Genomic DNA, 7563 nt, shown 5'->3' with positions numbered 1-7563 from the left:
TGTAGTGGTCAACTAAAACCGGACACTTGGTTAGGCCGATCCTCGGCTTTTGCTGGCGCGATCCCGTCATTGTGTTGATGTGGACGCCGCCAGTTGTAGTAATCCATCAGGTAATAGCTGATATCCCGCTTCGCCTCCCGCAGGTTCATATATCCCGTTGTCGGGAGCCACTCTGACTTCAGGCTCCTGAACAGCCGCTCCATCGGCGCGTTATCCCAGCAGTTGCCACGCCGACTCATGCTCTGGGTCATGCGATAGCGCCACAGTCGTTGCCGAAATGCCCGACTGCCATATTGGCTGCCCTGGTCGGAGTGAAACAGCACACCGGATGGGCAACCCCGCTGCTGATAGGCCATCTCCAGTGCTTTGATGGCCAGCTCTGCATCAGGCTTGTCAGACATCGCCCAGCCCACGACCCGCCGGGTATGCAGGTCGAGCACTGCGGCCAGGTAATACCAACGACCCGCGGCCCAGACATAGGTGATATCGCCACACCACACCTGATTGGGTTGCTGGACATCAAATTCACGGGCCAGCAGATTGGGAATATCCGGTCGCTCAGACCGGGCGACCTGATAGCGATGAGCGCCCGGTTGCTTGGATACCAGACCGGCTTCTTTCATCAGACTGCGCACTTTGAATCGGCCAATCTGATGCCCCAGCTCTCGCATCATCGACATCAAGGCGCGGCTGCCCGCTGAGTTCCGGCTTTCTTTGAACAAACGGCGCAACTCGCTGCGTTGCTGCATCCGCTCACGGTTAATCGTCCGCTTGCGGGCCAGATAGTCGTAAAAACAGGATGTTGGAACATCGAAAGCGCAGCAGAGCAGAGTGATGGGGGCTTGCTCTCTTAATCGGTCTATCAGCGCGTACGAGTGAACTCGTCCGTCATCAAGAGAGCCGTAGCCTTTTTTAGAATGTCCTTTTCGCGCTCGAGCCGGTTGATGCGGGCTTCCAGCTCCTGGATTTTCTGCTGCTCCGGGGTCAGCGCTTTGCCGATAGGGGTGGTGCCGGTTCGTTCAGATTGAAGCTGCTGAACCCATCGGCGAAGTATGGTTTCACCGACATCCAGTGAACGGCTGGCTTCGGGGACAGAGTATCCCTGGTCGAGCACCAGGGATGCGGCTTCGAGTTTGAATTCAGCAGTAAATGAGCGACGTAATCTTGTCATTGAACACCTCAAGTCATGGTGGCGACTGTACCACCTAAAACGGTGTCCGGGATGATTAGACCACTACAGTGATACACCAGTCCCCGGATGCGGTTACGTTCAGAATCCTGCTGCAATTTGACTGCAATACGTGCGGTTCCTTGGCGGCTGTCGGTAAATGAAATTAGTTTGCGGCCCTGGAAAGGCTTGCCAGAAGGCACTGGATCTTGCGGGCAAAACTCCAGCAAGGTGCCGATCACTGTGCTTAAGGTAAAGGGGGTACCGATACGAGCTGGGCGTAGCAGACTGCGCCCCTGGATAGACGCACCACAGCAGGGACACTCATTCTTGCTGCTTATGAAAACTTGCAACTCGATATAGTCATCCTTGGGGCCATCCAGCTTAAGTTTCTGGCTACTGAGGTCCAGATACTCTGGATAGGAATTGTCAACAACGCGGTTGGTAATCAAGGAATGACTTAATAATTCACTGTCTTTATTTTTAGTCTCGTCATCGGTATCCGATGGTTCCTCATCCAAAGAAAACTCATCGATTTGTTGTTGTGACGGGTCGATCAGCTTGCCTTGACTGGTAGTAGAAGTTTGCAGAAAGCTCTCATTACACTCCTCGCAGGAGACCAGTGGCATAAGAGGTGCTCCACAGCTGCAATGGGTTCTATCTTCCAGATACACCATGCCGAATGGCCATTGCGGATGTGCCAGTGGTGTGTTGGCTTTATGTGCGCAGTTACGGTCAACACAGGCGCGAATTGCTGGTATCACATTGTGAAAAAGGTGTGCTCGTAACGGTAAGAACGATAGCCCTTCGGCATTTTTTGTCCCTGACATCAGGTCGAGCCAGGTAAGCAGTTGTTTTTTAGACAAACCCGAGGTTCGTACTAACTCCTGTAGACTTTGTGGTTTTAATTGTCCATCCGTAATGAACAAAGAACGGATCCGAAGGGCTGTTGGACTGGCTTCAAGGCGTTGGTAGCGTAGCGCTGATTGTTCATGCTCACTCTCAATTGCAGCAATTACGTCGGGATTGTCTTGTTCCAAATGTGGTTTGACTTTGTGTAAAGCTGGAATGTCCCGATGGCCTTGAACAACATGTACCTGCTCTGGTGCTACACCGCCGATATCAGCAAGGAAATTGCGCAGGTTTTCGATGGTTTTGGCATCCGAGCCGAATGTGGCCGAAGTAGCAACGAAACGCACATCCTGCGGTTTAACCTGAAAAGCCAGCATTACACGGCGAAGTAGCAGCGCCATCTCTGCAGCTTGTGAGCCGATATGCGTGTGTGCTTCGTCAAGAATGATCCAGCGCAGTTTACCTGCTGATTTTTGAAGAATGGGCTCATCTTCTTTGCGGATGAGCATGTATTCCAACATAGTGGCATTCGTTACAAGAAGTTGCGGAGGACGCGCTCGCAAGCTCTTGCGATCGATCACCTGGCCCTTGTACTTCTGATCAGATGCTTTCCGTTCATTATCTAGAGCTCCCGTGTAGAGACAGTGCCTAATTTGCCCATCAAAGCCGTCAGTCCAGGCATCCAGGCGGTTCTGCTGTGAATTAATCAACGCATTCAGCGGGTAGATGAGCAGTGCGCGGACGCCATCCGGATCTTCTTTCATATCAATTTCTTTTGCTAATTGATTGAGTACCGGAACAAGGAAACATTCGGTTTTGCCGGAGCCTGTACCGCTGGTGACAACCAGGGATTGCGGTTCTGGTGAGTTCAATACTTGCCATGCAGCTAGCTGATGGGTGAAAGGATGACGGTTAGCGGGAAAATGATATTCTTTGGCCAACTCTTGGGGCGGTACAGCCATGGCCTTGGCCAGACGTTGATGAAGTAACTCTCCACCCGCCAGAGAGCCCATGGTTTCACCGCTTTCTTTCCAACCAAAAGTGGGTTCGAAAACTGGGTCTGCTAACCAAGCACCCGGTGTTCCAGGCGTCGCCGTCAACTTCTCATGCAGGAATTGACGTAGATGAGCATTATCCAGACCGAGCAGGCCTTGGGCAGCTCGCTCACTGCGCAGATTCAGATTGGTCATCAGGGCGGAAAAATAGTTTTTTTGATAAAGCATCAGATTCATTTCCCAATAGAGTATGTTTGTGCCATGGCTAAGCCGGTTTGATAGGCTGCATCAAACCAGACGGTATCGAGTTGGCGAGTCGTTCTCAGACTAAACAAGCGCGCCGGCTCGGACTGCCACAGCAGGCCTTTTCCCGCATATACATCGAAGGCCGCCATAAAAGGCCGCATAACCACACCAAGCTTGAAATCTGTCACTGGCAATTTGCTTCGATCGATCAACATATTTCCATACGCGGATCTACGGAGTTCTTCGCGCTCTGCATTACAGAGATCAAGGTCTCGTTGAGTTTCTGGTGGGTTCCGCCGGAACATTTGCTGCATAGCCGAGTTCTCGCCATCGAACAGATTGGCAAGCCAACATTCTGTAAGCATCAACGGGTTGTTGAGGAAGAAGCTGGCATCCTGACTATTGAGTCCGAAATACTGGTGGAAACCTTGTTCAAAAATCAAGCTCAATGCCGGTTGCCAGTGAGCTAAGTACTGGCTCTTGCTATGGATGTCGTTGCGGATTGCCTCGAGTCGGCGGGGATTATCAGCGGGGAGTTGCTGGCGAATTTTTGTGAAGGTACTGGCCTAGTGTTCAGGGGCTATCAGTAGCCACTCAAAAGGGAGTTCAGAGGGTAGTCGCTCGGCCATCCGACTGGAGAAATTGTCCAGAAGCAGAGTAGCCATTGTTAGCGCCAGAGGTTCACGGATCAGAGCCTGGCAAATATCCAGACTGGCCAAAGGCAGGTGATGCAATTTATCCAGTAGCTGTTCTAGTGTTATCCAATCCTCATTCTCTGGATCTGCTGCCATCAACTGGAGGGCGATTCTGAGCATACTCATCCGTGTCGGACTGTCGGCCTCACACAGAGCTTTACGCAGAGGAGAGAAATCATCCGGTGGGCTGATGGTTGTTGGTACTGCTATTGTTGGTCTGCAATGTAGTTGAGTGAAGCTGTTTGTATAAACCAGCCATGGCCCAACAGCATCTGTTGGTAGATCGACTCGCCAATTACCGGTGAATACTTGCTCAGAAAGACTCAATGGCAGATTGACAGAATCACGCGCTGGTTCAGCTAACGGCAATGCCTGTAAAAGGTCTTCTGCTTGGGTTTGTTCGAGAATGATCTCGCGAGTATTATCGCTCAAGAATGCTATCTGATTTTCTAGGCAAATGCGTGTCGAGTATCTCCCGACCTCCAAACTGGCATGCGTCTGATGGCCGTGAATAAGTTCAAGCAAGACGGTGTGATCAAGCCTCGGATGGCAGGAAAGCATTTGCTGAATCTTTGGGATTAATTCAAACAAACGAATTTCTCGCACACCGATATATTTGATTTCCTGTGAGAGGCGACTTCGATTATTGAGCCCGATGGTCGACAGCCGCAACAGCCAGTGTGCTGCTCCTTGGGCTGACATCAATATGGCTCTGCATCCGACCAGCTCTTCAATGGTTAATACCTGTTTGTTTTCAAGTGGCGTGTTATTACGCAATAGAGTGACGCCATAAGCAGGAAAAGACAGTGTGAGTTTTTGTTCTCCACCTGGCCACTGCAAACTGAGCAGCACTGAGTTGACTGGGCGAGCAGAGCTGCATTTCAAGTCCAAAATTAAGTCTGAACCATCATGTTTTGCCTTTAATTCTATCTCATCGCTTTCAATGCGGATTGGCAGATTAGGCCAATTTACAAGTCGAATGATTCCCTCGTGGGGACCTGTGCCTGGTTTGTAGGTAATCCCAGCATCCTGCGGAAGAATCACGGCACGGGAGCTGAGCAATCGCTGCTGATCTTTTCGCCAGATCAATCGACATAATCCAGATACCTTCCCTTGCTCAAGCCGCAGCTCGATATTCTGTGCGCTGGCAAAAAGTTCATGGGACGGAACATCATAAACATAACCACTCTCCTGAACGACCCGTAGACGTGGAATGCCACAGAACAGTAATCCTGGCGAGGAGTTTGCCTCGATGGTATTACCCATCCAATGGCTATCAGGCAATGCAGGAACACTGGTAGAAATGTGTACCCTGAATGTCTGACGTTGATAAACGAGCCGAGTGTCACCGGAAGGCAGTTCCATCAATTTCATGCCATTCGATAGATTATTGCTGAGCTCTTGTGCTTCACCTTCCTCGGAAAAGACAATTGTTTTGGGAGGAATGGCAACCAGTGCAGAGGCTCCTTTGAGCCGAGCATCACCCTGTGCAACTAGGCGAGCAAATGGCGGCGTGTTCTCAAAGATCAAAGGCTCATCATGACTTAATTCTTCCCCCCCAGGCAGGTTAGCAATATGTAGTGTGGCCCCCCAACGACTGACAATCAGCTGAGCTGAGTCATGTAAGGCTTGAATCAATGGTAGGGGTTTGGCTATCAGCTGATATTTGTCGCCTCGGAGTAAGGCTTCACCTGCAATGTACTCCTGCTCCCCTACTCGCAAGAGCAGTTGAAAATGGGGTGGCAGCTGCTCGCAAGGAAAGCCAAGCGCACTGGCAACATGCTCACGATTGGCTTGAGCTTGCATGATAAAAGAGAGTTCATACTGGGGCGGGGAACCATCGGTACTAAAGCGCAGCCCTTTTAGGATCTGAAATGGTGTCTGCTTCGACTGAGGGGTGATACTGACTACGCTTCTGACCAGTCCCTTGATCAGGCTGGCTGCAGCTTGACTATCCAGTGTTATGGGAAATATATCCTCCCAGTTTGGGCACTCAGTCTGCAACGTGGCTATGGGGTCGGAGGCATCATGAAGTGCATACGTAGCTCGGATATGCAGCACAGCTTTGATGAGGTTATCCAGCAGCTCATAGACAGGCGACTGTTGATAACAAGCGGGCAGAAGTGCAGCTTGTGCTTCAACCGCTTGACGTAGTTGATCATCCTGAAGGTTGTAGTGCAAAGCTTGTTCGGTGACCATTCGAAGCAGTCTGGCTAGTCCACCTTGAGCTGCTTCCACCAAACGCATTGGCAGGCCACCACTCATGGCGACTAGGCCAATAAAACGTTTACCCTCGGTTTTTATCGAAGTTTGCAGGCTCCATTGTTGATGTCCGTTAATGACCAGATTACGGATTTTATCGTGGGATAAATTTTGTAGTCCTGCTGCCTCGCATAGCGGTCCCCAGCGCCAAGCACCACCAGCGTAATCACGTTTCCACCACTCAGCCGCGAAGAGTAACCAAGCCGCAGGGTAGCACTGGGATAAATGGAACTGATCTGCATAATTTTGTAAGAGGCGCCTTAATGACTCGAATTCTTCCGTCGAAGTTTTGTATGCGAAAAGTGGGCGCTCATCAGGATGTTTTAACCCACGACGTGCTAAAAACACCGAAATCCATTGGTTAATTTGCACTTTGATTTCCCTTTTTCCAATTCATCATGACATGCCGCAAAACGGCCAAAAGTCATTTCATCTCAACAAAACATGACTATCACAACCCCTCTATCCTCTGTGCGCGCTGCATCACATAACGCCTGGAAGGCGGGGGCGTTGGCGAACAGTTTATAGGGCTCCAGTTCGTCTCTGCGGCGTGCCAGCATGACCTCTTTCATGATCTTCTCGAAGGCCAGATCCTGGTTGATCGGGTCTGGGTTGTTCTGGTACTTGGCTTCGAAGCAGGGATGCTTTTTAACGATCTTAATGATGTTCACGAACTTCAGCGACCACATCGATGATGGCGCTGAGAAGATGAGCGTCTTCCCATGCGATGTGGGATTGCTTAATCGCATTTGCCTTTGGGCCCAGCCGGTCTGCCACACCGTTTATTCAATCTGCCTAAAACATGCCTGGCTGGATGCGATAAGTAGTCTCTTCTTCGGGGTGTACACGGTCAGTGCGGCCTTCTACTGTCAATACCAGTTCAAGGCCATCCAAGCGCAGATGCCAATTAAATGATCCAGTCAGTTGTCGCCCAAAGAAAGACTGTTCCCACTTTGTCACAGCCATTTCGACCTCACCCCGTATTTCGGCAATCCCTTCAGCTTTTCTCCGTTCACGATCAACGCTGACACACATCTGCTGTTGCGGTGGATGCATAAACCCGACAATGAGAAGCACTGCTTGGTGATTGTGCCAAGACAGAATTATGACGCCTGATTATGTTGCCGAGATCCAAAACTGGCTCGTACCTATTTGGTGCAGCAGCATGCGGAGCGGTTGATGGGAGGGCCGATGCCACTTGTACGCTGGGGCTGACGTTAGCCCAGTGTTAGCCCGCCTCAAAATGAATAAGGCTCGCATCGCTGCGAGCCTTGCTACATATGGTGCCGGAAACAGGAGTCGAACCTGCGACCTTCGCATTACGAAATAAATGTGCGCGTATGCT

5 protein-coding genes are annotated in these 7563 nt (G+C 50.7%); all 5 read right to left on the bottom strand.

All coding sequences use genetic code 11. The annotated features are described in order from the left end of the window. Positions 1-8: 8 nt before the first annotated feature. Positions 9-1171, bottom strand: a protein-coding gene (locus AB5Y91_RS02985) for an IS3 family transposase (protein ID WP_158196725.1) whose coding sequence is annotated in 2 segments (ribosomal slippage) — positions 9-916 and positions 916-1171 — 1164 coding nt in all. Because the reading frame shifts where the segments join, the coding sequence is not laid out codon by codon here. An 8-nt stretch (positions 1172-1179) separates the two neighbouring features. After that, positions 1180-3252: a DEAD/DEAH box helicase gene (locus AB5Y91_RS02980; protein WP_368169042.1), complete on the bottom strand. Its 2073-nt coding sequence runs from the start codon at positions 3250-3252 to the stop codon at positions 1180-1182. Beyond that, positions 3249-3704, bottom strand: a complete 456-nt coding sequence (locus tag AB5Y91_RS02975) for a hypothetical protein (protein ID WP_368169041.1) — start codon at positions 3702-3704, stop codon at positions 3249-3251. The genes AB5Y91_RS02980 and AB5Y91_RS02975 overlap by 4 nt, the downstream gene beginning before the upstream one ends. Positions 3705-3827: 123 nt before the next feature. Next, positions 3828-6590 carry an STY4851/ECs_5259 family protein gene (locus AB5Y91_RS02970; protein WP_368169040.1) on the bottom strand — a complete coding sequence of 921 codons (2763 nt, stop codon included), beginning with the start codon at positions 6588-6590 and terminating at the stop codon, positions 3828-3830. A gap of 62 nt (positions 6591-6652) precedes the next feature. Beyond that, positions 6653-6997: a hypothetical protein gene (locus AB5Y91_RS02965; protein WP_216822139.1), complete on the bottom strand. Its 345-nt coding sequence runs from the start codon at positions 6995-6997 to the stop codon at positions 6653-6655. Positions 6998-7563: the final 566 nt, after the last annotated feature.

It is taken from the genome of Aeromonas sp. R4-3 (assembly GCF_040908275.1).
GTDB classification, from domain to species: Bacteria; Pseudomonadota; Gammaproteobacteria; order Enterobacterales; family Aeromonadaceae; genus Aeromonas; species Aeromonas rivipollensis.
The sequence above is the reverse complement of the archived record's forward strand: the minus strand, read 5'-3'. Positions and strand labels throughout refer to the sequence as shown.